Below are 1628 nucleotides of genomic sequence, written 5' to 3'. Positions count from 1 at the left end.
CTAGATCGCTGCGCTCTATCCAGGTCAATCGCAGATTCGTCTTCTTGCCTGGCTAGGTGCTCTGGCGTCGATTCGACGAGACCAGTTTGCCTGGATATCTCGCTGAAGATGCCATCCGTCGGCGTTCTCTCTCGCCATCGTGTTGCTGTGCGTTCGTGGCGCTGCTGGTACGCGTGGAGAGAGTCACGCAGAACCATCCGACGCCCAACACGGCCGTGATCTGGGAGGGCGTCTGGGCTTTCAAGTTCCGGTTTTCCTGTCACCGGGCAGAACTCTCGAAGCAATTGGGAGATTCTGGCCGGCGATACGCCCAAGGCGGCAGCGGCCTCAGCGCGCGAGATCAGGTGACCGACTCGCGTCATAGCCCCCTTCTTTCCCCCGCGTGTCGCCCTCGACATCATTAGTTAGCAATTATCGTGAGCTAACGATACTGACCGGAGGGCGCTGTGCACACGGGCAAAGGTCACGGCCTGAACACGAAACACTGGCGATCGGCGTGTCGTAGCCGTAGGCTCGTGCTGTTTCGCGGTAAGCGGCCCTGCGAGTCCGTCCGCGCCTCACGCCCCCGAGCCGGGTCACCCCGGTCATACTTGACATGTGTCGACTCAAGTCTCATAGTCAGGCACGCAGATGGAGCGTGAGCAGTCGACAACCCATCCCTCAGGAGAGCGCGTGCCAGAACGCGAGCTTGCTCAGTTTGAGCCTCAACGGCCCGCGCTCCGTGTCGTCGGGGTCGATGAGGTGGCGCCGGTCGCCCCGATTGTCGAAGAACTCCTGCCTGACCTGAGCGTGGACGCCGTTTCGGAGATTCCTCTAATGCGATCCGGCTGGGCGGCGGTAATCGAGATAGATCTCAAGGACGATCCCCGGAAGCATCACCAGGGCTGGCTACGTCACCTCATGCTTCACTCTCAGCATCGAACGACTGTGCCAAAAGTGACTTCCGAGAAGCTCCGGGTCGATCTCCAGGTCGAGGATGACAGCGCAGAAACGTATCAGCGCGTGGGGGCGTTTGCTCTAGGGCTCACAGCGATCGTTCCTGTCGAGACCGGCAGTGTTGCTATCCGGATCAACAGGCTGAACGACGCTGTTGTCGAAGGCATCCTTGCCGGTGCTCCAGCGGGCCTACACCTGGCACGCTGAGGGTTTGCTGACACCGGTTCAGACTTGTTGTGGCGACTAGTTCCGTTTCGGTACAGTCAGCGCCAACGGATCAACCCGAGGAGGCTGACATGACCACTCTGCCCGAACGGCTCGCCTCCATGGGAGCAAGCACCATCAGCAACGCGATGCGCGCAGGCGATGACCGACGGCGAAAGATCGTGCAGGACTTCCTCCCGCACGTCCTCGTCGAGGAGTTCATCGGCCAGCCGCTTGTAAAGCAGCTGGCCGATCTTCTTGATGCGCACCGCATCGCTGTGGACCTTGAGCTTCAAGCAGCGGAGGCCCAGTTCAGGCGCGAATGGTCGACGCTCACCGGAACCGAGGACCTCGGGAAAGCGAACACCGGGGGCCTGCGGCAGTCACCAGGCACCGGACGGATCGACTACAGCCGCATCCGACGGCGCTAAGGCAGCGCTAACAGCAGCCCACGCGTCGTGGTTCCAACGCTGTCTCAGCGTGCCCGC

2 protein-coding genes are annotated in these 1628 nt (G+C 61.5%); both read left to right on the top strand.

The window, feature by feature from the left end:
* Positions 1–672: 672 nt before the first annotated feature.
* Positions 673–1143: a hypothetical protein gene (locus BW982_RS17360; protein ID WP_076495493.1), complete on the top strand. Its 471-nt coding sequence runs from the start codon at positions 673–675 to the stop codon at positions 1141–1143.
* Positions 1144–1232: 89 nt separating this feature from the next.
* Complete coding sequence (locus tag BW982_RS17355; protein ID WP_076495492.1) at positions 1233–1571, top strand: hypothetical protein; 339 nt, start codon at positions 1233–1235, stop codon at positions 1569–1571.
* Positions 1572–1628: the final 57 nt, after the last annotated feature.

Source organism: Microbacterium sp. RURRCA19A (assembly GCF_900156455.1).
Taxonomy (GTDB): domain Bacteria; phylum Actinomycetota; class Actinomycetes; order Actinomycetales; family Microbacteriaceae; genus Microbacterium.
The sequence above is the reverse complement of the archived record's forward strand: the minus strand, read 5'-3'. Positions and strand labels throughout refer to the sequence as shown.

Coding starts and splice junctions, on each gene's coding strand:
- BW982_RS17355 (WP_076495492.1), top strand. CDS start 1,233: ATGACCACTCTGCCCGAACGGCTCGCCTCCATGGGAGCAAGCACCATC.